We start from the raw sequence: 24,643 nt of genomic DNA, 5'->3' as shown, positions 1-24,643 counted from the left end.
TTAACAGCTAAACAAGGAAACAATGGCAAAACAAGATTTGCATTTGACCCGTAATATCGGTATTATGGCTCACATTGATGCCGGTAAGACAACTACTTCAGAGCGTATCCTGTTCTATACAGGTAAGACTCACAAGATTGGTGAGGTGCACGATGGTGCAGCTACCATGGACTGGATGGCTCAGGAGCAGGAGCGTGGTATCACTATTACTTCTGCTGCTACTACCTGTAGTTGGAAGTGGAATAATAATAACTATAAGATTAACTTGATCGATACTCCGGGACACGTGGACTTCACCGCTGAGGTAGAGCGTTCACTCCGTGTTCTCGACGGTGCTGTGGCAACTTACTCTGCTGCTGATGGCGTTCAGCCTCAGTCTGAGACTGTGTGGCGTCAGGCTGATAAGTACAATGTACCTCGTATTGGTTATGTTAACAAGATGGACCGCTCTGGTGCTGACTTCTTTGAGACTGTTCAGCAGATGAAGGATATCCTGGGTGCTAACCCTGTTGTGATTCAGGTACCTATTGGTGCTGAGGAGAACTTCAAGGGTCTGGTTGACCTGATCAAAATGAAGGCTATTCTGTGGCACGATGAGACTATGGGTGCTGAGTATGATGTTGAGGAGATTCCTGCTGACCTCGCTGCAGAGTGCGATGAATGGCGTAACAAGCTGCTTGAGTCTGCTGCTGAGTTCGATGAGGCTCTGATGGAGAAGTACTTTGATGATCCTAACTCAATCACTGAGGATGAGATTATTGCCGCTATCCGTAAGGGTACTATCTCAATGGCATGTACTCCAATGTTGCTGGGTTCTTCATATAAGAACAAGGGTGTTCAGCCTTTGCTCGACTATGTATGTGCATTTCTGCCTTCTCCTCTGGATACTGAGGCAGTAATTGGTACAAACCCCAACACTGAGGAAGAGGAAAGTCGTAAGCCAAGTGAGGATGAGGCAACTTCAGCTCTTGCATTTAAGATTGCAACCGATCCATACATGGGTCGTCTGGTGTTCTTCCGCGTCTACTCTGGTAGCGTGAAGGCTGGTTCTTATGTTTACAATCCCCGTTCGGGTAAAAAGGAGCGTATTAGCCGTCTGTTCCAGATGAACTCTAATAAGGAAATTCCTATGGACTCAATCGACGCTGGTGATATCGGTGCAGGTGTAGGTTTCAAGGATATCCGCACTGGTGATACCCTCTGTGATGAGGAGAAGCCTATCGTGCTGGAGTCAATGACTTTCCCCGACACTGTGATTTCTATCGCTGTTGAGCCTAAGTCTCAGGCTGACATTGCTAAGCTGGATAACGGTCTGGCTAAGTTGGCAGAAGAGGATCCTACTTTCACTGTACGTACCGATGAGCAGAGCGGCCAGACCATTATCTCTGGTATGGGTGAGCTTCACCTCGATATTATTATCGATCGACTGAAGCGTGAGTTCAAGGTAGAGTGTAACCAGGGCAAGCCTCAGGTTAACTATAAGGAGGCCATCACTAAGGAAGTTGAGATCGAGGAGGTTTACAAGAAGCAGTCTGGTGGTCGCGGTAAGTACGCTAAGATGCTTGTTAAGGTTGGTCCCGTTGATCCTGACTATGATGTTAAGACTAACGGTGGTCTTCAGTTCGTTAACGAGGTGAAGGGTGGTAACATTCCTAAGGAGTTCATTCCTTCTATCCAGAAGGGCTTTGAGGCTGCTATGAAGAATGGTATCCTCGGCGGCTATCCTGTTGATTCTTTGAAGGTGGTTGTTGTTGATGGTGGTTTCCACCCCGTTGACTCTGACCAGCTCTCATTCGAAATCGCAGCACAGATGGCTTATAAAGAGGCTTGCGCTAAAGCTAAGCCTGTGCTGATGGAGCCTGTGATGAAGCTTGAGGTTGTTACTCCTGAAGAGAACATGGGTGACGTGATCGGTGACTTGAATAAGCGTCGTGGTCAGGTAGAAGGCATGGAAGAAGCTCGTAGTGGTGCTCGTGTTGTAAAGGCTCAGGTACCTCTGTCAGAGATGTTCGGTTATGTAACCGCTCTTCGTACCATTACTTCAGGTCGTGCTACTAGCTCAATGGAGTATGATCACCATGCTCCTCTGTCAAGTGCTATTGCAAAGACTGTGCTTGAGGAGGTTAAGGGTCGCGCCGACCTCGTTTAATTAGTAAATGTCTGGGAGTTTCTAGGTTTTCCTAGGAATTCCTGGATTATATAAAAAACTTCGCTGAGCAAATGACTCTTTAGCGGAGGTATTAATAACAAAACATATAATTGAATAGACAATGAGTCAGAAAATTCGTATTAAGCTGAAGAGCTACGATCACAAACTCGTAGACAAGTCAGCAGAGAAGATTGTGAAGGCTGTGAAGGCTACAGGTGCTGTTATTAGCGGTCCTATTCCCCTTCCTACTCACAAGCGTATCTACACCGTTAACCGCTCAACCTTCGTTAATAAGAAGAGCCGTGAGCAGTTCCAGTTGTCAGACTATAAGCGTCTGATTGATATCTATAGCTCAACAGCTAAGACTGTTGATGCGCTGATGAAGCTCGAACTTCCTAGCGGTGTTGAGGTAGAGATCAAGGTATAGTACTATCTTATTCCTCATTATATAAAGCGATGCACAGAATTGTGTATCGCTTTTTATTTTCTTATAAAAAATGCTAAAAAATGTTATAGCATACCTATGGTGTATAGGAATATTCAATAATAATGTGTACCTTTGCAGCCGCAAAAGTGGCTATTGCGCTGGCTGAATGCTAACAATACACTGAAAAAGAGCAGTTTATGACTCCAAAAGGAAGGAGTGGGCTGTTTCTGCTTTTTGTGTGTATATAGGTGTTTGAATGGCAAAATGACACTTAAAACGTGAGTAATTAACATTTGTATTTATAACATTATTATTTAAATTTTAAACTGAAATGCCAGGATTATTAGGAAGAAAAATCGGAATGACATCCGTTTTCAGTGCCGACGGTAAGAATGTACCGTGCACTGTTATCGAAGTTGGTCCTTGCGTTGTGACCCAGGTCAAGACAGTTGAGAAGGATGGCTATAAGGCTGTTCAGCTCGGTTTTGGCGAGGCTAAAGAGAAGAACACCACAAAGCCTATGATGGGCGTGTTCAAGAAAGCCGGCACAACTCCGAAGGCCCACTTGGCCGAGTTCAAGTTTGAAGAGGACTACAACCTTGGTGATACTCTCACCGTAGAGCTTTTCGCAGACGCAGAGTTCGTAGACGTTGTAGGTACTTCTAAAGGTAAAGGCTTCCAGGGCGTTGTGAAGCGTCATGGATTCGGTGGCGTAGGCCAGAGCACTCACGGTCAGGATGACCGTCTGCGTAAGCCCGGTTCTATCGGTGCCTGTTCTTATCCCGCTAAGGTGTTCAAGGGAATGCGTATGGGTGGCCACATGGGTGGCGATCGCGTGACCACGCAGAACTTGAAAGTGTTAAAGGTGATTCCCGAGCACAACCTTCTGCTTGTGAAGGGTAGCTGCGCTGGATGTAATGGTTCAACTGTTTTAATCGAAAAGTAAGAGATGGAAGTTAGTGTATTGAATATCAACGGTCAGGAGACCGGTAGAAAGGTAACTCTTAATGAGGCTATCTTTGGTGTTGAGCCTAATGACCACGTGATCTATCTGGACGTTAAGCAGTATATGGCTAACCAGCGTCAGGGTAACGCTAAGTCTAAGGAACGTAGCGAGATCTCTGGATCAACTCGCAAACTTGGTCGTCAGAAGGGCGGCGGTGGCGCACGTCATGGTGATATTAACTCACCTCTGTTGCGTGGTGGTGCTCGTGTGTTCGGTCCTACTCCTCGTGACTATAGCTTTAAGCTGAACAAGAAGGTTAAGCAGCTTGCTCGTAAGTCAGCTTTGTCTTATAAGGCTCAGGATAATGCAATATTGGTTGTTGAGGACTTCGCTTTCGAGGCTCCCAAAACAAAAGAATTCGTAAATATTGCTAAAAATCTTAAAGTTGACGGCAAGAAAATGCTCTTCGTTTTGCCAGAAGCAAATAAAAATGTATATTTGTCGGCTCGCAACCTGCAGAAGGCTCAGGTAATCGAGGCAGCTAATGTTAACACCTATAAGGTGCTTGACGCTGACGTACTCGTTATTACTGAGAAGTCACTGGAGGCCATCGACGGAATCTTAAACAAGTAAAAGGAGATTTTAGACTATGGCATTTATTATAAAACCCCTGGTCACTGAGAAGATGACCAAGATTACGGAGAAGCAGCCTAACCGCTACGGCTTCGTTGTCCGTCCTGAGGCCAACAAAATCGAGATTAAGAAGGAAGTTGAGGCACTCTACAACGTTACTGTTGAGGATGTAAACACGGTTCGTTATGCTGGTAAGCGTAGCCAGCGCTACACAAAGGCCGGCCTCGTTAAGGGACAGAAGAACGCCTTCAAGAAGGCAATTGTCACTCTGAAAGAGGGTGAAGAAATTGATTTTTATAGCAATATTGATTAATAGAAATGGCAGTACGTAAATTAAAGCCCGTAACTCCGGGTCAAAGACACAAGATTATTGGCACGTTCGAGGATATTACTGCATCCGTGCCAGAGAAGTCTCTCGTTTACGGTAAGCGCTCTACCGGCGGTCGTAATAACACCGGTAAGATGACTGTCCGTTACATGGGCGGTGGCCACAAGCAGAAGTATCGCGTTATCGACTTCAAGCGAGAGAAAGATGGTGTTCCTGCTGTAGTTAAGACAATCGAGTATGATCCTAACCGTTCAGCTCGCATTGCGCTTCTTTTCTACGCAGATGGTGAAAAACGTTACATTATTGCTCCTAATGGACTGCAGGTTGGTTCGACTCTGATGTCTGGAGCAGAGGCAGCACCTGAGATTGGTAATGCTCTTCCGCTCGCCAACATTCCTGTAGGTACGGTGATTCATAACATTGAGCTCCGTCCTGGTCAGGGTGCATTGCTCGTTCGTTCGGCTGGTAATTTTGCACAGTTGACTTCTCGTGAGGGAGACTACTGCGTGATTAAGCTCCCTTCAGGTGAGACACGTAAGGTACTCTCTGCTTGTAAAGCTACTGTAGGTGCAGTGGGTAACTCTGACCACGCTCTGGAACAGTCTGGTAAGGCTGGTCGTTCACGTTGGTTGGGTCGTCGTCCACACAACCGTGGTGTTGTTATGAACCCGCATGATCACCCAATGGGTGGTGGTGAAGGTCGTCAGTCTGGTGGTCACCCACGTTCACGTAAGGGTCTCTACGCTAAGGGTCTGAAGACACGTGCACCTAAGAAACTTTCAAACAAGTACATTATTGAAAGAGCTAACAAGAAGTAAACAAGAAAACAAGCGTAAATTATGAGTCGTTCATTAAAGAAAGGTCCGTATATCAACGTTGCTCTCGAGAAGAAAGTTCTCGCAATGAATGAGAGCGGCAAGAAGACTGTCGTGAAGACATGGGCCAGAGCATCAATGATCTCACCCGATTTCGTGGGACACACTGTTGCAGTTCATAACGGTAACAAATTTATCCCTGTTTACATTACTGAGAACATGGTTGGTCACAAGCTCGGTGAGTTCGCACCCACACGTCGCTTCGGTGGTCATGCCGGTAATAAGAAGTAATCCCAGGGATAATTAAGAATTTAAGAATTTAGAATTTAGAATTACAATGGGAGCAAGAAAACATATTAAGGCTGAAGAGAGAAAAGCAGCTCTTAAGACACAGTATTTTGCAAAGTTGAAAGGCTGTCCTTCTTCTCCGCGCAAGATGCACTATGTCGTGGATATGATCCGTGGCATGGAGGTGAATCGCGCACTCGGTGTGCTTCGCTTCTCAAAGAAGGCCGCTGCTGCCGATGTGGAGAAACTTCTCCGTTCGGCTATTAATAACTGGGAGCAGAAGAACGATCGCAAAGCTGAGGCTGGCGAACTGTTCATTACTCGCGTCTTCGTAGACGAAGGTGTTACTTTGAAGCGTATGCGCCCCGCACCTCAGGGCCGTGGCTATCGCATTCGCAAGCGCAGTAACCACGTTACTCTGTTTGTTGACGCTAAAACTAACGACGTAAAAGAATAATAGAATGGGACAGAAAATAAATCCAATTAGCAACCGTCTGGGTATCGTTAGAGGTTGGGATTCAAATTGGTTCGGAGGCAAGGACTTCGGAGATAACCTGGTAGAGGATCAGAAAATCCGTAAGTACCTCAACGAGCGTCTGGCCAAGGCTAGCGTTTCGAAGATTGTCATCGAGCGCACTTTGAAACTGGTTACCATTACTATTTGTACGGCTCGTCCGGGTATCGTCATTGGTAAAGGTGGACAGGATGTTGATAATCTGAAGGATGAATTGAAGAAGCTCTTCGACAAGGAGATTCAGATTAATATCTTTGAAGTAAAGCGTCCAGAACTCGATGCAACAATCGTTGCCACTAATATCGCTCGCCAGATTGAGGGCAAGATTGCATATCGTCGCGCTATCAAGCAGGCTGTTGCAAATACCATGCGCGCCGGTGCCGAGGGTATCAAGGTTCAGATTTCGGGACGTCTTAACGGAGCTGAGATCGCACGCAGTGAGATGATTAAGGAAGGTCGTACTCCGTTGCATACCTTCCGTGCTGACATCGATTTCTGTCAGGCAGAGGCTCTTACTAAGGTAGGTCTGCTGGGTATCAAGGTTTGGATCTGCCGTGGAGAAGTTTACGGTAAGGTTGACCTTGCACCTAACTTCGCTCAGGAGAAGCAGGGCCTCCGTGGTAACGGCGGTAACAATGGTGGCCGTAAGTTCCGTAATAAGAAAAAGTAATAATTTGTAAAGTTAGAAGCTATCATGTTACAACCTAAGAGAGTAAGATATAGAAGACCTCAGGACGGACGTGGCAATAAAGGCAACGCCCACAGAGGTACAACGCTGGCTTTCGGCTCATTTGGCATCAAGACACTTGACGCTAAATGGATTGACAGCCGCCAGATTGAGGCTGCTCGTGTGGCCATCAATCGTTATATGAATCGTGAAGGTCAGGTATGGATCCGCATCTTCCCCGACAAACCCATCACTCGCAAACCTGCTGACGTCCGAATGGGTAAGGGTAAGGGTGATCCCGCAGGATGGGTTGCACCTGTAACTCCTGGTCGTATCCTCTTCGAAGTGGAAGGCGTTCCTTTTGAGATCGCTAAGGAGGCTCTTCGCCTCGGTGCTCAGAAGCTGCCTGTGAAGACCAAGTTTGTTGTAAGACGTGACTACGATAAAAACGCTTAATTAGTATGAAGACGAAGGAAATTAAGGAGCTTGAGACCAAGGAATTGGCCGAGCGTTTGGAGACTGAGGTTGCTAAGTACAACCAGATGAAGTTTAATCACAACGTTACTCCGCTGGAGAATCCATCACTGATTAAGGCTGCACGTCGCGATATCGCACGCATCAAGACGGAACTCCGTCAGAGAGAACTTAACAAATAACAATGGTCCAGATGGAAACAAGAAATTTAAGAAAGACAAGACAGGGTGTCGTTATCAGCAACAAAATGGATAAAACCATTGTTATTGCCGCTAAGTTCAAGGAGAAGCACCCTATTTATGGTAAGTTCGTTCAGAAGACGAAGAAGTACCATGTACATGATGAGAAGAATGAGTGCAACGTAGGTGATACGGTGCTCATTATGGAAACCCGCCCTCTGTCAAAGACAAAGCGCTGGAGATTAGTTCAAATCGTTGAAAAGGCTAAGTAATTATGATACAAGCAGAATCAAGACTTACAGTTTGTGATAACAGCGGTGCACGCGAGGCTCTCTGTATTCGTGTGCTGGGTGGTACCCGCCGCCGTTATGCTAGTGTAGGCGACGTGATTGTCGTTGCTATCAAGAACGCAATCCCTACTAGTGATGTGAAAAAGGGTGCAGTGTCAAAGGCTCTGATTGTTCGCACAAAGAAGGAAATCCGTCGTGCTGACGGTTCATACATCCGATTTGATGACAATGCCTGTGTGCTGCTGAACAATGCTGGTGAGCTTCGTGGTAGCCGTATCTTCGGCCCCGTTGCTCGTGAACTGCGTGCAGTTAACATGAAGGTTGTTTCTTTGGCACCTGAGGTTCTTTAACATTAAAAAGATTAAAAGTAATGAGTAAGTTACATATCAAGAAAAACGATACCGTTATTGTCCTGGCCGGTGAGGATAAGGGCAAGACTGGTAAGGTGCTGAAGGTCTTGGTAGAAAAGGAACGTGCTATTGTTGAGGGTGTAAACTTCGTCAACAAGAGCACCAAGCCCAATGCCAAGAATCCTCAGGGTGGCTTCGAGAAGGTAGAGGCTCCCATTCACATTTCTAATTTAAGTTTGATCGACCCGAAGAGCGGTAAGGCTACTCGTGTTTCTATTAAGCACGAAGGTAAGAACGTAATTCGTGTTGCCAAAAAGTCAGGAGAGGAGATTAAGTAATGAATACAGCACAACTGAAGAATACCTATGCCGAGCAAATCGCTCCGGCTCTGATGAAGCAGTTTAACTACAGCTCTGCTATGCAGATCCCCGTCCTGAAGAAGATTGTTGTCAATCAGGGTTTGGGTGACGCTACACAGGACAAGAAGATCATCGAAGTGGCAATTAATGAAATTTCTGCCATCACTGGTCAGAAGGCTGTGGCTACCTACTCAAAGAAGGATATCGCTAACTTCAAACTTCGTAAGAAGATGCCCATCGGTGTTATGGTAACATTACGTCGTGAGCGTATGTATGAGTTCCTTGAAAAGCTCGTTCGCATTGCTCTGCCTCGTATTCGTGACTTCAAGGGTATCGAAAGCAAGTTCGATGGTCGTGGTAACTACACACTGGGTATCCAGGAGCAGATTATCTTCCCCGAGATTAATATCGATTCAGTAGATCGTATCCAGGGTATGAACATCACCTTCGTTACAACGGCTAAGACCGATGAAGAGGGTTATGCTCTGCTGAAGGCTTTCGGTCTTCCATTCAAGAACGCTAAAAACGACTAAAGAGATATGGCAAAAGAATCAATGAAGGCCCGCGAGGTTAAGCGCGCCAAGCTCGTTGCTCGCTATGCTGAGAAGCGTGCTGCTCTGAAGAAGATTATCGCTACTGCTGACGTGAACACTGAAGAGGGAGCTATGGCTGCCTATGAGGCTGCTCGCAAGTTGCAGGAGATTCCCCGCAATGCCAATCCTATCCGTCTGCACAATCGTTGCAAGGTCACTGGACGTCCTAAAGGATATATGCGTCAGTTCGGTCTGTCGCGTATTCAGTTCCGTGAGATGGCTTCAAACGGTTTGATCCCTGGCGTGAAGAAGGCTAGCTGGTAAGAATTTGGACGATGGGTTTCAGGTCTAGAGCCTGTACCCGTTGACCATTAACAGAGAAAGAGATTTTATTTTTAATATTGTCGGGGGAGTCCCGATTAATTAAACAATTATTTTTATGACAGATCCAATAGCAGATTTTCTGACGAGGTTGAGAAACGCAATCATGGCTCATCACCGTGTTGTTGAAGTACCAGCTTCAAACTTGAAGAAGGAAATTACTAAGATCCTCTTCGAGAAGGGTTACATTCTGAACTATAAGTTCATTGAGGATGGCCCCCAGGGAACTATCAAGGTTGCCTTGAAGTATGACCCTGTTACTAAAGAGAACGCCATCAAGTTCTTGAAGCGCGTATCTACACCAGGTCTCCGCAAGTACACTGGTTACAAGGATATGCCGAGAGTTATTAACGGACTGGGTATCGCAATCTTATCTACGTCTAAAGGTGTAATGACAGACAAAGAGGCCGCACAGCTGAAGATTGGTGGTGAGGTTCTTTGCTACGTTTATTAATTGGAGGATAGAATATGTCAAGAATAGGAAAATTGCCAATTAGTATTCCTGCAGGTGTTACCGTAGCTCAGGATAAGGACGGAGTCGTTACAGTGAAAGGCCCCAAGGGTGAGCTCTCGCAGAAAGTCGACAAGTCTATCATCGTAAAAATTGAGGATGGTCACGTTACCTTCGAGGTTGACGAGAACAGCCCCGTGAATATCAAGCAGAAGCAGGCTTTCCATGGTCTGTATCGTGCACTCGTTAACAACATGGTTGTTGGTGTTAGCGAGGGTTACAAGAAGGAAATGGAGCTCGTAGGTGTTGGTTACCGTGTTTCAAATCAGGGCAACCTCATTGAGTTCTCTCTGGGTTATACGCACCCCATTTTTATCCAGCTTCCTAAGGAAGTTAAGGTTGAAACTAAGTCAGAGCGTAACCAGAATCCTCAGATAGTACTCGAAAGTGCTGACAAGCAGTTGCTTGGTCTCATTTGCGCAAAAATTCGTTCTTTCCGCAAGCCTGAGCCTTATAAAGGAAAGGGTATCTTGTTTAAGGGTGAGGTTATCCGTCGTAAGTCGGGTAAGTCAGCTTCAGCTAAGTAATTAATTAAGAATTAAGTATTCAAGATTATGACGACAAAGAAAGTAGAAAGACGAATCAAAATCAAATATAGAATTCGTAAGAGCGTGTTCGGTACAGCCGAGCGTCCTCGTATGAGCGTGTTCCGCAGCAATAAGCAGATCTACGTTCAGGTGATTAACGATTTGGAAGGTAAAACACTTGCATCTGCATCTTCTGCTGGCCTCGAGGCTATGCCTAAGATTGAGCAGGCTGCCAAGGTTGGTGAGATGATTGCTGCTAAGGCTAAAGAGGCTGGCGTTGAGTCAGTTGTATTTGACCGTAACGGTTATCTCTATCACGGCCGTGTGAAGTCACTCGCTGATGCAGCCCGTAAAGGTGGTCTTAATTTTTAAACGATTATGGCAATGAACAAAGTTAGAGTAAATAGTGACGTTGAACTGAAAGACAGACTGGTTGCCATCAACCGTGTAACTAAGGTGACCAAGGGTGGACGTACCTTCACGTTCGCAGCTATTGTAGTTGTCGGTGACGGCAATGGTGTAATTGGCTGGGGACTTGGTAAGGCTGGCGAAGTTACCGCTGCCATTGCCAAGGGTGTAGAGTCTGCCAAGAAGAATCTCGTAAAGGTTCCCGTTCTCAAGGGTACTATCCCTCATGAGATGGAAGCTCGTTTTGGTGGTGCCCAGGTGTTCCTGAAGCCCGCTGCTGCTGGTACCGGTCTTGTGGCTGGTGGTGCTATGCGTGCTGTGCTTGAGAGCGCAGGTATCAAAGACGTGCTTGCTAAGTCAAAGGGTTCTTCAAACCCCCACAACCTGGTAAAGGCTACTATCGCTGCTCTTGAGCAGATGCGTGATGCCTATACCGTGGCTGGCACTCGTGGAATCAGTATGGACAAAGTATTCAGAGGATAAAGGAGATATAGACTATGGCAACAATTAAGATTAAGCAGATTAAGAGTAAGATCGGTTATCCCGTTGACCAGAAGCGTACCCTCGAGGCTCTGGGCCTTCGCAAGATTGGCCAGGAGGTTGAGAAGGAAGACACTCCCGCCCTCCGTGGTATGATTCGCAAGGTTCATCATCTGGTGACCGTTATTGACTAAACAGTAATCACACATTTTTAAAACAGAATTCTATTATGAAACTGAATAATTTGAAACCTGCAGAGGGCTCAACCCATTCACGTCGTAGAATTGGTCGTGGTCCCGGCTCTGGCTTGGGTGGTACTTCTACCCGTGGTCATAAGGGTGCTAAGGCTCGCTCTGGTTATAAGAGGAAGATTGGTTTTGAAGGTGGTCAGATGCCTCTGCAGCGTCGTGTTCCGAAGTCTGGCTTCAAGAACATTAACCACAAGGAGTATTTCGCAGTAAACCTCTCTACTCTCCAGAAACTGGCTGAGGAGAAGGGTTTTGCCAAGATTGGTGTAGCAGAACTCGTTGCTGCTGGCCTGACCAATGGTAAGGAATTGGTCAAGGTTCTTGCCAATGGCGAACTCAAAACCAAAATCGACGTGGAGGCTAACGCCTTCTCGAAGAAAGCTGAAGAAGCTATCAAAGCATTAGGTGGAAACGCAACAATAATCTAAAAACGAAAATGAAGAAGTTTATAGACACCCTAAAGAACATCTGGAAGATTGAGGACCTGCGTCAGCGCATCCTCATCACAGTCCTGTTTGTCGCAATTTACCGTTTCGGTTCTAAAATCGTGCTTCCGGGCATTGACTATAATGGACTTGAAAAGTTGCAGAGTCAGACGGCAGAAGGTCTGATGTCACTTCTTGATATGTTCTCGGGTGGCGCATTTTCCCACGCTTCAATTTTTGCGTTGGGTATCATGCCTTACATCTCGGCTTCTATCGTTATGCAGCTTCTCGCTGTAGCTGTGCCTTATTTCCAAAAGATGCAGCGTGAGGGTGAGAGCGGACGTAAAAAGATTAGTATGTATACTCGGTACCTGACAGTGGCAATCCTGCTGTTTCAGGCACCGAGTTACCTCTTTAACCTTAAGTTCCAGGTTGGTCCTGCTCTTGCATCGGGTATCGATTGGCCTGTGTTCATGGTTCCCGCTACCATCATCCTTGCCGCAGGAAGTATGTTCATCCTTTGGCTGGGTGAGCGCATAACTGATAAGGGTATAGGTAATGGTGTCTCATTGATTATTATGATTGGTATCATTGCTCGTCTTCCAATGGCCTTCTACCAAGAAGTGTCATCTCGCTTTGCGGCTATCACGGGCGGTGGTCTGGTGATGTTTATCATCGAGATTATCATTCTTTATGCAGTTGTTTGCGCAGCTATTGTTTTGGTGCAGGGCGTCCGCAAGATTCCCGTACAGTATGCTAAGCGTGTTGTTGGAAATAAACAGTATGGCGGCGCTCGTCAGTATATTCCGCTGAAGTTGTTCGCAGCCAATGTAATGCCTATCATCTTTGCCCAGGCACTGATGTTCATTCCTTTGGCTATCGCTCAGTATGCTAATCCTCAGGATGCTAGCTGGTTCATGCGCTCTATGACTGATCACCAGAGTTGGCTGTATAATGTCATCTTCGCTGTTTTGATTATCGCTTTCACTTACTTCTATACTGCTATCACGTTGAATCCAACGCAGATGGCAGAGGATATGAAGCGTAATAACGGTTTTATCCCTGGTGTTAAACCTGGTAAGGATACCGCTGAGTACATTGATACAGTGATGTCGCGTATCACTTTGCCTGGCTCACTCTTTATTGCTTTCATTGCTATCATGCCTGCTTTTGCAGGATTGTTGGATGTGAAGCAGGAGTTCGCCCAGTTCTTCGGTGGCACTTCGTTGCTGATTCTTGTTGGTGTAGTACTCGATACTCTCCAGCAGATTGAGAGCCATTTGCTGATGCGCCATTATGATGGTTTGCTCAATTCAGGACGTATTCATGGCCGTGGTGGCGTAGCCGCTTACTAAGCATGAAGATATTTCTGAAAACTGAGGATGAAATAGAGCTGATGCGTCAAGCCAACCAACTCGTTGGTAAAACACTTGGCGAATTAGCAAAGCATATCAAACCTGGTGTGACGACCCTCCAGTTGGATCGAGTGGCCGATGAGTTTATCAGAGACCACGGTGCAGTTCCAACATTTAAGGGCTTCCCCAATCCATATGGAGGGCCGTTTCCTGCCAGTATCTGCACATCGGTAAATGATGTAGTGGTTCATGGTGTTCCTAATGAGAATACGGTACTAAAGGAAGGTGATATTATTTCTATCGACTGTGGTACGCTTCTCAATGGCTTTAATGGAGATTCTGCATATACGTTCTGTGTTGGTGAAATCTCGGATGAAGTTAAGAAATTACTTCATGTAACAAAGCAATCTCTCTATGAGGGAATTAAGAACGCTGTGGCAGGGAAGCACCTCGGAGACATTAGTGCTGCTGTACAGGACTATTGTGAAGCCGAGCATTATGGCGTAGTGAGAGAACTTACTGGTCATGGTATTGGACGCGAAATGCACGAAGATCCTCCAGTTCCAAACTACGGACGACGTGGTAATGGTATTATGCTGAAAGAAGGTATGTGCATCGCTATTGAGCCCATGATAACCATGGGAAAGCGAGATATCTACTTAGGTACTGATCGTTGGAGTGTTTGTACACGAGACGGAATGCCAGCCGCGCACTTTGAACATACAATAGTCGTTCGTAGAGGTGAAGCAGAGATTTTATCATCATTTGAAGAAATAGAAGCAAACTAAAGTAATAAGCATGGCAAAACAATCCGCTATTGAGCAGGATGGAACCATCATCGAGTCGCTCTCGAATGCAATGTTCCGCGTAGAACTTGAGAATGGGGTACAAATCATTGCCCATATCTCTGGAAAGATGAGAATGCACTATATTCGAATCTTGCCCGGTGATAAGGTTAAGGTTGAGATGAGCCCCTATGATTTGACAAAAGGAAGAATTGTTTTTCGATACAAATAAACTTATTTAGAGATATGAAAACAAGAGCATCGTTGAAAAAGCGTACTCCCGACTGCAAGATCGTTCGTCGTAAGGGTCGCCTGTTCGTGATCAACAAGAAGAACCCTAAGTACAAGATGCGTCAGGGTTAAAGTGTTAAATAAGCATAACAAAGTGCGGAGGTTTGAGAAAATCTTCGTAACTTTGCATGCTTTTTAGCAAGATTTCGAAATTTTATTTTTATTTTTTATCATTATTAATTACAATGGCAATAAGAATTGTTGGAGTAGATTTGCCCCAGAATAAGCGTGGCGAAATCGCATTGACCTATATCTATGGTATTGGTCGAAGTAGTTCAGCAAAGATATTGGATAAGGCAGGCGTCAGCCGCGACCTGAAGGTTAGCGAGTGGAACGACGACCAGGCAGCCAAGATCCGTGAAATTATCGGCGCTGAATTCAAAGTAGAGGGTGATCTTCGTAGTGAGATCCAGTTGAATATCAAGCGACTGATGGATATTGGTTGCTATCGTGGAGTCCGTCATCGTAATGGTCTTCCTGTTCGCGGTCAGAGCACCAAGAACAATGCTCGTACCCGTAAAGGTAAGAAGAAGACTGTTGCAAACAAGAAGAAGGCCACTAAGTAAAGTTTAAAGTTTAAAATTTAAAGTTTAAAGTTATGGCAAAGAAAACAGTCGCTTCAAAGAAGAGAAACGTGAAGGTTACCGCTATTGGTCAGCTCCACGTTCACAGTTCTTTCAATAATATTATCGTTTCGTTGGCTAATGACGAGGGTCAGATTATCTCTTGGTCATCAGCTGGTAAGATGGGATTCCGTGGTTCTAAGAAGAACACTCCTTATGCAGCTCAGATGGCTGCTGAGGATTGCGCAAAGGTTGCTTTTGATCTTGGTCTGCGCAAGGTTAAGGCTTATGTAAAGGGTCCCGGTAATGGACGTGAGTCAGCAATCCGTGCCGTACATGGTGCTGGTATCGAGGTTATGGAGATCGTTGATGTTACTCCATTGCCACACAATGGTTGTCGTCCTCCCAAGCGTCGTCGCGTATAATAGGGCGTGAGCGTTTAAACGTTATTATATAGAAATTATTATTTGAGTTATGGCAAAGTATATTGGACCGAAATCTAAAATTGCACGCCGTTTTGGTGAACCCATCTTCGGCGCTGACAAAGTTTTGTCTAGGAGAAACTTCCCTCCTGGACAGCATGGCAATAACCGTCGCCGCAAGCAGTCGGAGTATGCAGTCATGCTGGCAGAGAAGCAGAAAGCCAAGTACACTTATGGAGTGCTTGAGCGCCAGTTCCGTATTTTGTTTGAGAAGGCTGCTAAAGCTGAAGGTATCACCGGTGAGGTGCTGCTTCAGTTGTTGGAATGCCGCCTTGATAACATTGTTTTCCGTATGGGTCTGGCTCCTACCCGTGCAGCTGCACGTCAGTTGGTAGGTCACCGTCACATTGTTGTTGATGGTAAGGTAGTCAACATTCCTTCGTACTCAGTAAAGCCTGGTCAGGTTGTCGCTGTTCGTGAGAAGTCTAAGTCTCTCGAGGTTATTGGTGATGCACTGGCTGGTTTTAATCACAGCAAGTATCCCTGGATTGAGTGGGATGAGTCTCAGAAGGCAGGTAAGTTCCTGCATCGTCCTGAGCGTGCCGATATTCCAGAGAGCATTAAGGAGCAGTTAATCGTTGAGTTGTACTCTAAGAACTAAAAATCATTGAATTAATGGCGATATTAGCATTTCAAAAACCCGATAAAGTGGTAATGTTGGATGCCAACGACAAGTTCGGCAAGTTCGAATTTCGTCCGTTGGAGCCGGGCTTCGGTGTAACCATCGGTAATGCCCTGCGCCGCATTCTCCTTTCATCGCTCGAGGGCTATGCTATCAACACCATTCGTATTGCTGGTGTTGAGCATGAGTTCTCATCTGTACCTGGTGTAAAGGAAGATGTAACCAACATTATCTTGAACCTGAAGCAAGTAAGGTTCAAGCAAATAGTTGAAGAATTCGAGAACGAGAAAGTCAGCATCACCGTTGAGAATTCTACTGAGTTCAAGGCCGGTGACATCGGCAAGTATCTGACTGGATTTGAAGTGTTAAATCCCGATTTGGTGATTTGTCATCTCGACTCAAAAGCTTCAATGCAGATAGATCTGACCGTGAACAAAGGTCGTGGCTACGTTCCCTCTGACGAGAACCGTGAGTTCTGTACAGACGTTAACGTAATTCCCATTGATTCTATCTACACTCCAATCCGTAATGTTAAGTTCGCTGTAGAGCCTTATCGTGTTGAGCAGAAGACTGACTACGATAAGCTTGTACTCGAGGTTACAACGGATGGTTCCATTCACCCAAAGGACGCCTTGAAAGAGGCTGCAAAGATCCTTATTTATCACTTCATGCTCTTCTCTGATGAGAAGATTACCCTCGAGAACAATGACGTTGAGGGTAACCAGGAGTTTGATGAGGAGATTCTGCATATGCGTCAGTTGCTTAAGACTAAGCTCGTTGACATGAACCTCTCTGTTCGTGCTCTGAACTGTCTGAAGGCTGCTGATGTTGAGACCCTTGGTGATCTCGTGCAGTATAACAAGACAGACCTCCTGAAGTTCCGTAACTTTGGTAAGAAATCGCTCACTGAGCTTGATGATTTGCTCGAGAGTCTGAATCTGTCGTTTGGAACCGATATTTCAAAGTATAAACTGGACAAGGAGTAATATAACGGCCTAAGGTTCTTAGTTATTAAGGTCCTTATGGCCTTTACAAACTCTGCGCCCAATAAAAGTAAAAAAACAAAATGAGACACAATAAGAAATTCAACCATCTCGGTCGTACTGCATCTCATCGCGCTTCCATGCTTGCCAACATGGCCATTTCGCTGATCATGCACAAAAGAATCACTACGACCGTGGCCAAGGCAAAGGCCCTCAAGAAGTATGTTGAGCCCCTGATCACTAAGGCTAAGGAGGATTCAACAAACTCACGTCGTGTAGTATTTAGCTACCTTCAGAACAAGGACGCTATCAAGGAGCTCTTCTCTACTGTAAGTGAGAAGGTTGGCGATCGTCCCGGTGGATACACCCGCATTATTAAGCTGGGTGCTCGTCAGGGTGACGCTGCTCAGGTTTGCTTTATCGAGCTCGTAGACTTCGATCCCGAGATGGCAAAGACTGAGACCAAGAAGAAGGCTACCCGTCGTTCTCGCAAGGCTACCAAAGCTGAGGCTCCTGCAAAGGAAGCTGCTAAGGCTGAGGAAGCACCCGTTGCTGAGGAGGTTGCTGCTGAGGCTCCCGCAGCCGAGGAGGCTCCGAAGGCTGAATAATTTCGATTATCAACAATCGATTATCTCAATAGCAAGATGTCTGCATCAATTATGGTGCAGACATCTTTTTTTTATGAAAATATGCTATTTTACGGACCTTTTAGTCCTATATGAAACAAAAACAAAAGAAAATGAGACGAATGAATGATGCTGTTTTTGTTGAATTGTATACCTTTGCAACGATTTAACCAATAACGTTGATTTGACCGAGAACCAATAAAGTTGATTTGACCGAGAACCAGTAAATATGATTTGACTGAAAACCAATAGCATTGATTTGATCGAGAACCAATAACACTGAGAGTAAACCTTTTTAATTATTAACTTATAAATATTAACCTCTAAACAAAAAAGTATGAAGAAAGTTTTTACTTTGATTGCAGGCATGCTTATCGTATGTGGTAGTATTACTGCACAGAAGAAGTGGACGAACCTTGTTGTTAATGGCAACATGGAAGGTGAATCACCTGCCTATGAGAACCTTGAGGCCATGCAGGCAGAAGGCGCAGCATGGAACTCTTTCTGGTCTCATGAGTTTCCTAAGAATGAAATTGGTGAGGAGCAGTATCAGGGTACCGCAACAATCGTTGTTGACCCCACGAACCCCAACAACCATTGTGCTCGTGTGGTAGCACGTAGTGAGGCCATTGCCGATTCTTGTGAAAACAAGACTGCTAATAATGGCGCTTTGGCATCTTGGGACTGTCAGTTCTTCATCTATGCTACCGAGGCTATACCTCAGGATAGAATGGTACGCTTGACCATGAAGGTACGTGCAGATAAGGCTGGTAAGGCTGAGACTCAGGCACACTGGGCTCCTGGTGACTACAACCACTATCAGTTGTTTGGTGATATTAATGTGACTACCGAGTGGCAGACCATTACTACCGACGAGATTATCGTTTCTGCCGATCAGTGTAAGGAAGGCGAGGGTAAGCACTTCCAGTCTGTTGCTTTCAACTTGTCTACTGATAAAGAAGGAAATGTATTCTACTTCGATGAGATTAAGTTGGAAGTGAAGGAACAGACTACGGGACCTGTTGGTGGCGACTGGGTAAACTTCTTCAGAAAGGGAACCTTGACCAATGATAAATTTGGTAATTTTACAACCTTTACACAGCGTAACGGTGCTGTTGGTAAAGACGAGCCTGCTGTTGTTTATGATGATCCTGTTGATGGTCAGCCTACTTTGAAGGTTTCTACCGTTGCATGGAATACCTTCGTTCAGCAGAAGGACTCTATTGGCGAACCTGCTGTTGACGATGATGGCAATCCTATCTATGACAAGTATCTTATTGTAGACGGTGATACAATCCTGTCTTCTGTAAGTAGTGATAATAAGGCCTTTAATGACTGGCAAACCCAGTTCTTTGCTATGATTGGCCACAAGTTTAGGACCAACCAGCCCTTCAGATTCAAGATGTGGGCACGCGCAGCAAGACAGGACGGTCAGCCTCTGGAAGAGGAAATCTCTATCGATACTCAGATTCACACCACACCTGGTGGCTATATCCACTATGATTTCGTTGGCTCTCTCAGCGTAGGCGAGGAGTGGACTCCATTCGAGTTCGGTTACGACGAGGAGGACCCCAAGACTATTCCTTCTCAGGGTAATGGCGGTCAGACTATCGCATTCAACTGTAACAAGAACAAGGACGTTCCCGTTGACCTCTTCTTCCGTTTCGAGGAGTTGTCTTTCCAGGACGGAGTTGTTCTTCCTAACGAGCGTGTTCTTGCTTCTTCTAGCGTAAGAGTACCTCTGTCTGCAGAGAATGAAGGTGAGACCACTGGTACTATCGATTTGAACGAGGCTCTTCAGGTTCTTGAAGTACCTGCATCTGACTTCGCTAAGTTCGTTGATGATTCTAAGACCATTAAGGTTAAGTATGTTGATGCAGTGACCGAAGATGATGCTTATGGCGATGCTCAGCTGAGCGCAGGTATCTCTATCGACGCCAACGGTAACTGGACTGAAAACCAAAACAATGTTATCACTCTCGAGGCTAATGAGGATGAGACTAAGGACGGTATCCTGGGTCTTACTATCTCTAACTACGGTGTTGCTCTGGAGGCTGGTCAGACTATCGATGCTAAGATTGCTTTCGAGAAGGACTTCTGGCGTTATCTTGTTAATGTTTCATTCGTAGAGGCCAATGCTTATGCTGGCGTAAACGAGGTGAAGGTTACTCCTAAGACCAACGTTATGTATGACCTGCAGGGTCGTCAGCTGATTAACGCTGCTAAGGGTCTGTACATTATGAACGGCAAGAAGGTTCTGGTTAAGTAAGAATCATTCATCAATAATAAAAAGCACTGCGAGTCCCAAGACTTGCAGTGCTTTTTTTGTTGATACCATACTTATGCGGTTAAAACGCCATACTTATATCGGCTAAGTATGATACTTACGCTTGCTAATGATGATACTTATGCAAGCTAAGTATATTACTTTGTATCGCAAAGAATGACGCCGTTGCCGATACTTATCGTTGCGCTTTGTTTTATGCGTATTCTTTTGCTGATAACCTTTCCATTGTCCACGACATTAAGAATAAAACTGTTTTTGCCTTTCTTGCCGTTTCTCACGTGGATGCACGAAGGATTGTCGGATGCCAGAAACGCTTTCAGTCCATTACCCTTGATAAAGAACCTCAGTGAATGGCCAATAGCATGATTCTCGTCGGCTGTAAAGGCAGCCGATGCTCCTTCCTTGGTAATTGTAGTCTCGTTGCAGAAAACGGGGCTGCCGAGGCTTGTATTGACGTTTCTGACGACACAGTCCCTTGTGCCGACAAAGTTGCAGAGGAGAAAAAACTTCGTACCATCAGGATCAGCAACTATTACGCCGCTCCATCCTTCTGGCGTAGCAACTTGTCTGCAATCATCATAAAGTCGCTTTGTTGCATCAGCCGTCGTGTTGCTATAGTATACCACGGTCCGTTTGTCAACCCTGTCGTTCTGCTCGTAATGACGGACGGAGTCATTATATAGCGCATAGAGTTTTGCCGTGAGCACCGAGTTGTTGTTAGCGCGTTCGCCAAAGGCCATCTGTTTGTTGCAGCCAAGTGTAACGATGCCCAGCGTATTGTCAATGTTAACCCATGGCGTACTCATAGTGGTGAACGCCGCTCCGTCAAGTTCTCTCTGTCCATCTTGTGCATAGAACATACGCTTCGTTTTCGTCATCTCGTCCACACTGATGGCCATCAGTCCTCCCTTCTCTGTTGTAATGCTGCACGGCATGTTTGCACGGACATAATCCATGTAGACGACTGCATTGCCAGGTGTAGAGTAGATGGCGAAGCGGTTGTTCAGCGCATTGTCGTTGGTGTTCAGTTCACCGTTCATGATGTAACTATCCCCGTGTAGGCCGTAGACCCCCGACACTACGGGCGTGGCATTCGTTCGCTTTCCCTTTACGTCGTACCAGCCAATGAAATTGCCCGTATTGTTGGCACGGAAGGGGACGATGAGGTTGGTGGACGATGGAGCAAGTGATGCGAAGTCAGACTGATTGACGTCCGAAGTAGTATTTGACACCATGGGCGCGATATAGCCCGTATAACTACGAAGCCCCTGGCTCCACGAAAAACAAGTAAAGCGACTGTTGGTAGCCGCACGCACGATGTTTTGCGATGATAGAACCTTTGCACCAGCATACTCGTTACAGAACTCAGACCATGGAGTGGGAGAGAGGTCGGCCGTAGACATCATCTCGTGCATTAACCACGTCATCATCACACGATGAGCTTGTACCCCCATGCGGCGGGCACCTACGTCGGCACGCAGCAACCACGAGCCGTCGCTGGTTGTTTGCTGTCGATGTTTAATCATCTGGTATGCCAGGTTCTCCAGCATCAACGCATGCGGATCGCGCAGGAAACAGGCGTTGGTAGAGTAGGACGTAATCTGGTCGTAAAGAAAGAGACTCCAGTCGTTGCCGTTAGGCATGGCCAGTTCACCATCGCTGAGAGCTAGCCAATATAGCACCTCCTTCATCACCTTGTCATTGTTGTGCATCAGTGCGTTTGTTTTCCATCTCTCCTGTCCATAAAGTCCCTGTTGGAATAGTTTCAGAGCCAATGCCGCCTCACCCAGTTCCTGAATGACCACGTTCTGATAGCTTGTGTGGAAATAGTTGTGGTTTTGCAGAGTATAGTCATCGTAAAGGTTCTGTCCTCTGTACAGGTCTCTCACCGTCTTGTTGTCATATTCAGGATCGATGACGGTGTTGTCGCTGGCATCATCCTTTTGCGAATAACTGTTGATAGCAAACTCACGCAGTCGTTCAAACCAACGAGGAGCCAGTGCGTCGTTAGGAAATAGTCCTAATGTGACAGCCAATACGTCAGCCTCCCAGCCATTCTCCTCGGCCTTAGTATCGCCAGCATAACCAGTGGGAATATGGCGTTCCAGTTCGTAGTTACATTCTGCCTTCAGCAACTTGTAGATATAGCCCTTCTGCTTGTCGTTCAGTCTGTCCCATTGGAAGAAGGCCGAGTAGGCCACGCTCATGGCCCATAGCGAGCTTTCCCATACAGCATCGTTGGCAGAAGTAGAGCCCCAGTAGTTGTTGCCTTTACATACCTTCAACTTGTTTGCTTTATGCGTGCTGTATGCAAAGACAAGACTCTTCATCGCCATCGTCTCGAGGTCGTTCCATGTTACACCCTGAGGCAGTGTTACCTTGTCCTTGCCATATTTCACGAGAAACGCGCAGATCATCGACAAGTCGGCATTAGGTCGAACCCCCCGTTCGTCGTTGGCCATGGTGTTCTCGCCCTTGAAACAACCGCAGAGTTCGTTCTGACTGTTAGGCGCCTGGCACTCCTGAAAGTCGTTCTTCATGTAAGAAGCAAAGTTGGCCAGCATCTGAATCAAGTCGGCCTTCATGGCACTTTCGCCATTTGATGCCATTGTCGAGGCGATAAGACCAAAGAGTGCTATCGCCAGTGTTAGTAGTTTCTTCATAAGTAGTTTTGTTTTTGCTGTTCGTCAGAACAGGCCTGAGTCGTTAAAAAGATACAGTACGCTCGTCGTTGTCGTTCACACCGATGGTCACCTTCACAGCATCCTCCGGCAATAACTCCTCGATGAGTTCCGGCCATTCAATGAAACAAAGCGCGCCCGAGTAAAAATAGTCCTCATACCCCATGTCGTATACCTCGTCCAACTTCTTGATGCGATAGAAGTCGAAGTGAAAAATAGGCTGTCCTTTAGCCTCATATTCGTTGACGATGGCAAAGGTAGGACTGGTAATCACATCCTCTACACCCAGTTCCTCGCAGATGGCCTTCACAAACGTTGTCTTTCCTGCACCCATCTTGCCATAGAAAGCAAACACCTTGCTCTCACCAATGTTTTCAATAAACTCGCGAGCCGACTCGCGGATGGTGTCTATACTCTTAATCTTGATTTCCATAGTCTTTTATCTTTTCTTTCCTGTCATTGTAATGAGCGGAATAATCATCTCCTCCATTGAGATGCCGCCATGTTGAAATGTGTCCTTATAGTATGATACGTAATAGTTGTAATTATTCGGATAGGCAAAGAACGAGTCACCCGTGGCAAAAACGTAGCTTGTCGATAGGTTGGGCGACGGCAGTTGTGCCTGTGCAGGGTCTTTTACCACAAAGAGATCCTTTGAGTCGTACCCCAGACTCTTGCCCAACTTGTACCGCAAGTTGGTGTTCGTGTTTCTGTCGCCCACAATCTTCACCGGTTTTGTGCATCGGATGGAACCATGGTCGGTGGTCACAATTACCTTATAGTTTGTCTGCGCCAGCCAGCGGAAGAACTCAGCAATGACCGAATGGCGGAACCATGACAGAGTGATGCTACGGTAGGCCGACTCGTTGTTGGCCAGTTCGCGCACCATCTTCGATTCCGTTCGAGCATGACTCAGCATGTCGATGAAATTGAATACCACTACATTCAGGTCGTTCTTGTCCAGTTGGTTCAACTGTTGCATAAACTTCTCAGCATCGGCCGACGAGTTAATCTTGTTATACGAGAACGACTCATGTCTGCGATAACGTTCCAGTTGTGTCTTGATCAGAGGTCCTTCGTTCAGGTTCTTGCCCTCCTCCTCATCTTCATCAACCCATAGTTCAGGAAACATCTTCGCAATCTTGTTGGGCATCAAACCGCTGAAGATGGCATTACGTGCATATTGAGTTGCAGTAGGCAGAATCGAGAAATACAGGTCCTCGTCCAGGTCAAATTGGTCGCCAATCTCTTGTGCCAGCATGCGCCACTGGTCGTAACGGAAATTGTCCATCACCACAAGGAACACCTTCTCCTTCTGGTTCAGATGAGGGAATATCTTAGTTTTGAAAATCTCAGGAGAGAGTAGCGGGTGATGGTTGGCGTCAGCGTTGGCAGGGATGTTCGGGTTGTTAAGGGCAGACACCCAGTTCAGGTAGTTTTTCTTCACGAACTTCGCAAACCCAATGTTAGCTTCCTCTTTCTGCATGGCCAGCATCTCTGTCATCTGCGAGTCGGTGCTCGACAGTTGTAGTTCCCAATGCACCAACTGTTTATAAACAGTCATCCAGTCCTGCCATGTGTTGCAGTCCATTATCTGCATGGCAATCTGCTGGAACTGCTGCTGATATCGACTCTGCGTAACCTCTGTTTCTATCTCCCGGCGGTGAATGTTTTTCTTGAGCACCAGCAGAATCTGGTTGGGGTTCACGGGCTTTATCAGGTAGTCGGCAATCTTTTGTCCGATGGCCTGCTCCATGATATTCTCCTCCTCACTTTTGGTCACCATGACAATGGGTGTGGCAGGCGAAATCTCTTTGATGCGCTGAAGAGTCTCCAGTCCGCTGAGTCCTGGCATCTGCTCGTCCAGCAACACTAGGTCGAACGACCGCTCCTTACATATGTCAATGGCGTCTGTACCATTGCTAACAGTCGTCACGTCGTAGCCCTTTTTCTCGAGAAAGATGATGTGGCCCTTCAGTTGTTCCACCTCGTCGTCTACCCAAAGTAATTGTCCGTTTGTCATTTCCCTTCAAGAA

Annotated in this window: 35 protein-coding genes; 32 read left to right on the top strand and 3 right to left on the bottom strand. The window is 46.1% G+C overall.

Translation table 11 applies throughout. The features are described 5' to 3' along the window. Positions 1-22 precede the first annotated feature (22 nt). The 32 genes from fusA (at position 23) to M1D30_RS11345 (ending at position 19,908) form a co-directional block, all read left to right on the top strand. Complete coding sequence (gene fusA, locus M1D30_RS11500) at positions 23-2,149, top strand: elongation factor G (RefSeq protein ID WP_248504084.1); 2,127 nt, start codon at positions 23-25, stop codon at positions 2,147-2,149. A 121-nt stretch (positions 2,150-2,270) separates the two neighbouring features. Next, a complete protein-coding gene (rpsJ, locus tag M1D30_RS11495; RefSeq protein ID WP_248504082.1) occupies positions 2,271-2,576 on the top strand; it encodes a 30S ribosomal protein S10 in 306 nt (101 codons plus the stop codon). Between the two features lie 331 nt (positions 2,577-2,907). Then, on the top strand, positions 2,908-3,522 hold the full coding sequence (gene rplC, locus M1D30_RS11490) for a 50S ribosomal protein L3 (RefSeq protein ID WP_248504081.1): 615 nt from the start codon (positions 2,908-2,910) through the stop codon (positions 3,520-3,522). A 3-nt stretch (positions 3,523-3,525) separates the two neighbouring features. Next, positions 3,526-4,155 carry a 50S ribosomal protein L4 gene (gene rplD / locus M1D30_RS11485; protein WP_248504079.1) on the top strand — a complete coding sequence of 210 codons (630 nt, stop codon included), beginning with the start codon at positions 3,526-3,528 and terminating at the stop codon, positions 4,153-4,155. A 16-nt stretch (positions 4,156-4,171) separates the two neighbouring features. Continuing rightward, a complete protein-coding gene (gene rplW, locus M1D30_RS11480; protein WP_248504077.1) occupies positions 4,172-4,468 on the top strand; it encodes a 50S ribosomal protein L23 in 297 nt (98 codons plus the stop codon). 5 nt (positions 4,469-4,473) lie between these two features. After that, the gene (gene rplB, locus M1D30_RS11475) at positions 4,474-5,301 is read left to right on the top strand and encodes a 50S ribosomal protein L2 (protein WP_248504075.1); all 828 of its coding nucleotides are present in this window, start codon (positions 4,474-4,476) and stop codon (positions 5,299-5,301) included. 21 nt (positions 5,302-5,322) lie between these two features. Beyond that, positions 5,323-5,589, top strand: coding sequence for a 30S ribosomal protein S19 (gene rpsS, locus M1D30_RS11470; RefSeq protein ID WP_237820508.1), 267 nt, complete (start codon positions 5,323-5,325; stop codon positions 5,587-5,589). A 46-nt stretch (positions 5,590-5,635) separates the two neighbouring features. After that, a complete protein-coding gene (gene rplV, locus M1D30_RS11465) occupies positions 5,636-6,043 on the top strand; it encodes a 50S ribosomal protein L22 (RefSeq protein WP_248504073.1) in 408 nt (135 codons plus the stop codon). Positions 6,044-6,047: 4 nt separating this feature from the next. Beyond that, positions 6,048-6,770, top strand: coding sequence for a 30S ribosomal protein S3 (rpsC, locus tag M1D30_RS11460; RefSeq protein WP_248504072.1), 723 nt, complete (start codon positions 6,048-6,050; stop codon positions 6,768-6,770). Positions 6,771-6,794: 24 nt separating this feature from the next. Beyond that, complete coding sequence (gene rplP, locus M1D30_RS11455) at positions 6,795-7,223, top strand: 50S ribosomal protein L16 (RefSeq protein WP_091818931.1); 429 nt, start codon at positions 6,795-6,797, stop codon at positions 7,221-7,223. Positions 7,224-7,228: 5 nt separating this feature from the next. Next, positions 7,229-7,423, top strand: a complete 195-nt coding sequence (gene rpmC / locus M1D30_RS11450) for a 50S ribosomal protein L29 (RefSeq protein WP_248504071.1) — start codon at positions 7,229-7,231, stop codon at positions 7,421-7,423. Positions 7,424-7,425: 2 nt separating this feature from the next. Beyond that, positions 7,426-7,692, top strand: a complete 267-nt coding sequence (gene rpsQ / locus M1D30_RS11445; protein WP_091818933.1) for a 30S ribosomal protein S17 — start codon at positions 7,426-7,428, stop codon at positions 7,690-7,692. Positions 7,693-7,694: 2 nt separating this feature from the next. Then, complete coding sequence (gene rplN, locus M1D30_RS11440) at positions 7,695-8,060, top strand: 50S ribosomal protein L14 (RefSeq protein WP_237825762.1); 366 nt, start codon at positions 7,695-7,697, stop codon at positions 8,058-8,060. Positions 8,061-8,080: 20 nt separating this feature from the next. Next, positions 8,081-8,398 (top strand): 50S ribosomal protein L24, encoded by a 318-nt coding sequence (gene rplX / locus M1D30_RS11435; RefSeq protein ID WP_248504070.1) that lies wholly within the window; start codon positions 8,081-8,083, stop codon positions 8,396-8,398. Further along, positions 8,398-8,952 carry a 50S ribosomal protein L5 gene (gene rplE / locus M1D30_RS11430; RefSeq protein ID WP_248504068.1) on the top strand — a complete coding sequence of 185 codons (555 nt, stop codon included), beginning with the start codon at positions 8,398-8,400 and terminating at the stop codon, positions 8,950-8,952. The genes rplX and rplE overlap by 1 nt, the downstream gene beginning before the upstream one ends. A gap of 6 nt (positions 8,953-8,958) precedes the next feature. Beyond that, positions 8,959-9,276 (top strand): 30S ribosomal protein S14, encoded by a 318-nt coding sequence (rpsN, locus tag M1D30_RS11425; RefSeq protein ID WP_248504067.1) that lies wholly within the window; start codon positions 8,959-8,961, stop codon positions 9,274-9,276. A 115-nt stretch (positions 9,277-9,391) separates the two neighbouring features. Then, the gene (gene rpsH / locus M1D30_RS11420; protein ID WP_248504066.1) at positions 9,392-9,787 is read left to right on the top strand and encodes a 30S ribosomal protein S8; all 396 of its coding nucleotides are present in this window, start codon (positions 9,392-9,394) and stop codon (positions 9,785-9,787) included. Between the two features lie 14 nt (positions 9,788-9,801). Next, positions 9,802-10,371, top strand: coding sequence for a 50S ribosomal protein L6 (gene rplF / locus M1D30_RS11415; protein WP_248504065.1), 570 nt, complete (start codon positions 9,802-9,804; stop codon positions 10,369-10,371). Positions 10,372-10,398: 27 nt separating this feature from the next. Then, complete coding sequence (gene rplR / locus M1D30_RS11410) at positions 10,399-10,743, top strand: 50S ribosomal protein L18 (RefSeq protein WP_091818940.1); 345 nt, start codon at positions 10,399-10,401, stop codon at positions 10,741-10,743. Positions 10,744-10,749: 6 nt separating this feature from the next. After that, a complete protein-coding gene (gene rpsE / locus M1D30_RS11405) occupies positions 10,750-11,262 on the top strand; it encodes a 30S ribosomal protein S5 (RefSeq protein WP_248504063.1) in 513 nt (170 codons plus the stop codon). A 14-nt stretch (positions 11,263-11,276) separates the two neighbouring features. Further along, positions 11,277-11,453: a 50S ribosomal protein L30 gene (rpmD, locus tag M1D30_RS11400; RefSeq protein WP_248504061.1), complete on the top strand. Its 177-nt coding sequence runs from the start codon at positions 11,277-11,279 to the stop codon at positions 11,451-11,453. 35 nt (positions 11,454-11,488) lie between these two features. Further along, on the top strand, positions 11,489-11,935 hold the full coding sequence (rplO, locus tag M1D30_RS11395) for a 50S ribosomal protein L15 (RefSeq protein WP_248504060.1): 447 nt from the start codon (positions 11,489-11,491) through the stop codon (positions 11,933-11,935). Between the two features lie 8 nt (positions 11,936-11,943). Continuing rightward, complete coding sequence (gene secY, locus M1D30_RS11390; RefSeq protein ID WP_248504058.1) at positions 11,944-13,287, top strand: preprotein translocase subunit SecY; 1,344 nt, start codon at positions 11,944-11,946, stop codon at positions 13,285-13,287. A 2-nt stretch (positions 13,288-13,289) separates the two neighbouring features. After that, on the top strand, positions 13,290-14,075 hold the full coding sequence (gene map / locus M1D30_RS11385; RefSeq protein ID WP_248504053.1) for a type I methionyl aminopeptidase: 786 nt from the start codon (positions 13,290-13,292) through the stop codon (positions 14,073-14,075). A gap of 10 nt (positions 14,076-14,085) precedes the next feature. Next, positions 14,086-14,304 (top strand): translation initiation factor IF-1, encoded by a 219-nt coding sequence (infA, locus tag M1D30_RS11380; protein ID WP_091818946.1) that lies wholly within the window; start codon positions 14,086-14,088, stop codon positions 14,302-14,304. Between the two features lie 14 nt (positions 14,305-14,318). Further along, on the top strand, positions 14,319-14,435 hold the full coding sequence (gene rpmJ, locus M1D30_RS11375) for a 50S ribosomal protein L36 (RefSeq protein WP_009160995.1): 117 nt from the start codon (positions 14,319-14,321) through the stop codon (positions 14,433-14,435). A gap of 113 nt (positions 14,436-14,548) precedes the next feature. Further along, positions 14,549-14,929, top strand: coding sequence for a 30S ribosomal protein S13 (gene rpsM / locus M1D30_RS11370; RefSeq protein ID WP_027448994.1), 381 nt, complete (start codon positions 14,549-14,551; stop codon positions 14,927-14,929). 32 nt (positions 14,930-14,961) lie between these two features. After that, positions 14,962-15,351, top strand: coding sequence for a 30S ribosomal protein S11 (gene rpsK / locus M1D30_RS11365; protein WP_248504051.1), 390 nt, complete (start codon positions 14,962-14,964; stop codon positions 15,349-15,351). 49 nt (positions 15,352-15,400) lie between these two features. Beyond that, on the top strand, positions 15,401-16,009 hold the full coding sequence (rpsD, locus tag M1D30_RS11360) for a 30S ribosomal protein S4 (RefSeq protein WP_248504050.1): 609 nt from the start codon (positions 15,401-15,403) through the stop codon (positions 16,007-16,009). Between the two features lie 14 nt (positions 16,010-16,023). Then, positions 16,024-17,016: a DNA-directed RNA polymerase subunit alpha gene (locus M1D30_RS11355; RefSeq protein ID WP_248504045.1), complete on the top strand. Its 993-nt coding sequence runs from the start codon at positions 16,024-16,026 to the stop codon at positions 17,014-17,016. Between the two features lie 80 nt (positions 17,017-17,096). Further along, a complete protein-coding gene (rplQ, locus tag M1D30_RS11350) occupies positions 17,097-17,621 on the top strand; it encodes a 50S ribosomal protein L17 (RefSeq protein ID WP_248504043.1) in 525 nt (174 codons plus the stop codon). Positions 17,622-17,976: 355 nt separating this feature from the next. After that, positions 17,977-19,908, top strand: coding sequence for a hypothetical protein (locus tag M1D30_RS11345; RefSeq protein ID WP_248504042.1), 1,932 nt, complete (start codon positions 17,977-17,979; stop codon positions 19,906-19,908). 155 nt (positions 19,909-20,063) lie between these two features. Here M1D30_RS11345 and M1D30_RS11340 read toward each other — a convergent pair whose 3' ends face one another. Genes M1D30_RS11340 through M1D30_RS11330 form a run of 3 tightly spaced genes read right to left on the bottom strand, consistent with a single transcriptional unit; the run spans position 20,064 to position 24,630 of the window. Further along, entirely contained in the window at positions 20,064-22,589 is a 2,526-nt protein-coding gene (locus M1D30_RS11340) for a hypothetical protein (RefSeq protein WP_248504040.1), read from the bottom strand. Between the two features lie 43 nt (positions 22,590-22,632). Next, positions 22,633-23,040, bottom strand: coding sequence for a tRNA (adenosine(37)-N6)-threonylcarbamoyltransferase complex ATPase subunit type 1 TsaE (gene tsaE, locus M1D30_RS11335; protein WP_248504038.1), 408 nt, complete (start codon positions 23,038-23,040; stop codon positions 22,633-22,635). Between the two features lie 6 nt (positions 23,041-23,046). Further along, a complete protein-coding gene (locus M1D30_RS11330) occupies positions 23,047-24,630 on the bottom strand; it encodes a bifunctional response regulator/alkaline phosphatase family protein (RefSeq protein WP_248504033.1) in 1,584 nt (527 codons plus the stop codon). Positions 24,631-24,643: the final 13 nt, after the last annotated feature.

The sequence above is a fragment of the Prevotella sp. E15-22 genome (assembly GCF_023204875.1).
Classification (GTDB): Bacteria; Bacteroidota; Bacteroidia; order Bacteroidales; family Bacteroidaceae; genus Prevotella.
The sequence above is the reverse complement of the archived record's forward strand: the minus strand, read 5'-3'. Positions and strand labels throughout refer to the sequence as shown.

What these genes read in the sequence shown, in the direction of transcription:
- fusA (WP_248504084.1), top strand. Translation starts at nt 23, where the DNA reads ATGGCAAAACAAGATTTGCATTTGACCCGTAATATCGGTATTATGGCT.
- rpsJ (WP_248504082.1), top strand. Translation starts at nt 2,271, where the DNA reads ATGAGTCAGAAAATTCGTATTAAGCTGAAGAGCTACGATCACAAACTC.
- rplC (WP_248504081.1), top strand. Translation starts at nt 2,908, where the DNA reads ATGCCAGGATTATTAGGAAGAAAAATCGGAATGACATCCGTTTTCAGT.
- rplD (WP_248504079.1), top strand. Translation starts at nt 3,526, where the DNA reads ATGGAAGTTAGTGTATTGAATATCAACGGTCAGGAGACCGGTAGAAAG.
- rplW (WP_248504077.1), top strand. Translation starts at nt 4,172, where the DNA reads ATGGCATTTATTATAAAACCCCTGGTCACTGAGAAGATGACCAAGATT.
- rplB (WP_248504075.1), top strand. Translation starts at nt 4,474, where the DNA reads ATGGCAGTACGTAAATTAAAGCCCGTAACTCCGGGTCAAAGACACAAG.
- rpsS (WP_237820508.1), top strand. Translation starts at nt 5,323, where the DNA reads ATGAGTCGTTCATTAAAGAAAGGTCCGTATATCAACGTTGCTCTCGAG.
- rplV (WP_248504073.1), top strand. Translation starts at nt 5,636, where the DNA reads ATGGGAGCAAGAAAACATATTAAGGCTGAAGAGAGAAAAGCAGCTCTT.
- rpsC (WP_248504072.1), top strand. Translation starts at nt 6,048, where the DNA reads ATGGGACAGAAAATAAATCCAATTAGCAACCGTCTGGGTATCGTTAGA.
- rplP (WP_091818931.1), top strand. Translation starts at nt 6,795, where the DNA reads ATGTTACAACCTAAGAGAGTAAGATATAGAAGACCTCAGGACGGACGT.
- rpmC (WP_248504071.1), top strand. Translation starts at nt 7,229, where the DNA reads ATGAAGACGAAGGAAATTAAGGAGCTTGAGACCAAGGAATTGGCCGAG.
- rpsQ (WP_091818933.1), top strand. Translation starts at nt 7,426, where the DNA reads ATGGTCCAGATGGAAACAAGAAATTTAAGAAAGACAAGACAGGGTGTC.
- rplN (WP_237825762.1), top strand. Translation starts at nt 7,695, where the DNA reads ATGATACAAGCAGAATCAAGACTTACAGTTTGTGATAACAGCGGTGCA.
- rplX (WP_248504070.1), top strand. Translation starts at nt 8,081, where the DNA reads ATGAGTAAGTTACATATCAAGAAAAACGATACCGTTATTGTCCTGGCC.
- rplE (WP_248504068.1), top strand. Translation starts at nt 8,398, where the DNA reads ATGAATACAGCACAACTGAAGAATACCTATGCCGAGCAAATCGCTCCG.
- rpsN (WP_248504067.1), top strand. Translation starts at nt 8,959, where the DNA reads ATGGCAAAAGAATCAATGAAGGCCCGCGAGGTTAAGCGCGCCAAGCTC.
- rpsH (WP_248504066.1), top strand. Translation starts at nt 9,392, where the DNA reads ATGACAGATCCAATAGCAGATTTTCTGACGAGGTTGAGAAACGCAATC.
- rplF (WP_248504065.1), top strand. Translation starts at nt 9,802, where the DNA reads ATGTCAAGAATAGGAAAATTGCCAATTAGTATTCCTGCAGGTGTTACC.
- rplR (WP_091818940.1), top strand. Translation starts at nt 10,399, where the DNA reads ATGACGACAAAGAAAGTAGAAAGACGAATCAAAATCAAATATAGAATT.
- rpsE (WP_248504063.1), top strand. Translation starts at nt 10,750, where the DNA reads ATGGCAATGAACAAAGTTAGAGTAAATAGTGACGTTGAACTGAAAGAC.
- rpmD (WP_248504061.1), top strand. Translation starts at nt 11,277, where the DNA reads ATGGCAACAATTAAGATTAAGCAGATTAAGAGTAAGATCGGTTATCCC.
- rplO (WP_248504060.1), top strand. Translation starts at nt 11,489, where the DNA reads ATGAAACTGAATAATTTGAAACCTGCAGAGGGCTCAACCCATTCACGT.
- secY (WP_248504058.1), top strand. Translation starts at nt 11,944, where the DNA reads ATGAAGAAGTTTATAGACACCCTAAAGAACATCTGGAAGATTGAGGAC.
- map (WP_248504053.1), top strand. Translation starts at nt 13,290, where the DNA reads ATGAAGATATTTCTGAAAACTGAGGATGAAATAGAGCTGATGCGTCAA.
- infA (WP_091818946.1), top strand. Translation starts at nt 14,086, where the DNA reads ATGGCAAAACAATCCGCTATTGAGCAGGATGGAACCATCATCGAGTCG.
- rpmJ (WP_009160995.1), top strand. Translation starts at nt 14,319, where the DNA reads ATGAAAACAAGAGCATCGTTGAAAAAGCGTACTCCCGACTGCAAGATC.
- rpsM (WP_027448994.1), top strand. Translation starts at nt 14,549, where the DNA reads ATGGCAATAAGAATTGTTGGAGTAGATTTGCCCCAGAATAAGCGTGGC.
- rpsK (WP_248504051.1), top strand. Translation starts at nt 14,962, where the DNA reads ATGGCAAAGAAAACAGTCGCTTCAAAGAAGAGAAACGTGAAGGTTACC.
- rpsD (WP_248504050.1), top strand. Translation starts at nt 15,401, where the DNA reads ATGGCAAAGTATATTGGACCGAAATCTAAAATTGCACGCCGTTTTGGT.
- M1D30_RS11355 (WP_248504045.1), top strand. Translation starts at nt 16,024, where the DNA reads ATGGCGATATTAGCATTTCAAAAACCCGATAAAGTGGTAATGTTGGAT.
- rplQ (WP_248504043.1), top strand. Translation starts at nt 17,097, where the DNA reads ATGAGACACAATAAGAAATTCAACCATCTCGGTCGTACTGCATCTCAT.
- M1D30_RS11345 (WP_248504042.1), top strand. Translation starts at nt 17,977, where the DNA reads ATGAAGAAAGTTTTTACTTTGATTGCAGGCATGCTTATCGTATGTGGT.
- M1D30_RS11340 (WP_248504040.1), bottom strand. Translation starts at nt 22,589, where the DNA reads ATGAAGAAACTACTAACACTGGCGATAGCACTCTTTGGTCTTATCGCC.
- tsaE (WP_248504038.1), bottom strand. Translation starts at nt 23,040, where the DNA reads ATGGAAATCAAGATTAAGAGTATAGACACCATCCGCGAGTCGGCTCGC.
- M1D30_RS11330 (WP_248504033.1), bottom strand. Translation starts at nt 24,630, where the DNA reads ATGACAAACGGACAATTACTTTGGGTAGACGACGAGGTGGAACAACTG.